The sequence below is a fragment of the Arthrobacter sp. GQ119 genome (assembly GCF_059759125.1).
Window position 1 is genome coordinate 1 of sequence record NZ_JCAXEA010000071.1, and the last position, 613, is coordinate 613.

The 613-nt window shown below is 60.7% G+C and carries 1 protein-coding gene; it reads right to left on the reverse strand.

Going from position 1 to position 613, the window contains the following annotated elements; all coding sequences use genetic code 11:
- On the reverse strand, positions 1–441 hold a 441-nt coding region (locus AC6CH3_RS23385; RefSeq protein WP_498134704.1), incomplete at its 3' end, for an aminotransferase class III-fold pyridoxal phosphate-dependent enzyme.
- Between the last annotated feature and the right edge of the window lie 172 nt (positions 442–613).

Sequence of the window (613 nt, forward strand, 5' to 3'; positions counted from 1 at the left end):
GAATCCCGAGCGGAACTTGGTGCCGGCCGTGGTCAGCGAGGCCGCACCGACGGTCCTGCCATGGAAACCGCCGTGGAAGGAGATGATGTTGGGCCGTCCCGTGGCCATGCGCGCCAGGCGGACAGAGGCCTCCACGGCCTCGGACCCGGACGTAGCATAGAAGACACTGTCCAGCCCCGCCGGCAGGTACTGTCCGAGCTTTTCGGTGAGCTCCAGCAGGGGCTTGTGCATCACGGTGGTGTACTGGGCATGAATAATCTTGCCCACCTGCTCCCGCGCTGCAGCGACGACATCGGGGTGGCAGTGACCCGTGCTGGTCACGCCGATCCCGGTGGTGAAATCCAGGTAGTTCTTGCCGTCGGTCGCGTGGATCCAGCTTCCGAGCGCGGAGTCGACGACGACAGGAGTGGCCTGCTTGAGGAGGGGACTGAGAGTTGCCATGGCTTCATACTTTCTGAAGAATTGTCGATTGTCAACAATTTTGGATGTCAAATCCATCACTATTTCTGACAGAGTGAACTAGCTGGTTTTGAACCGCTCCGGCCGCACGAATTCGAGGCCTTCGAAGGTCTGCTTGCCGAGGGCTTCGTGGGCGGCTATTTCGCCGTATGCG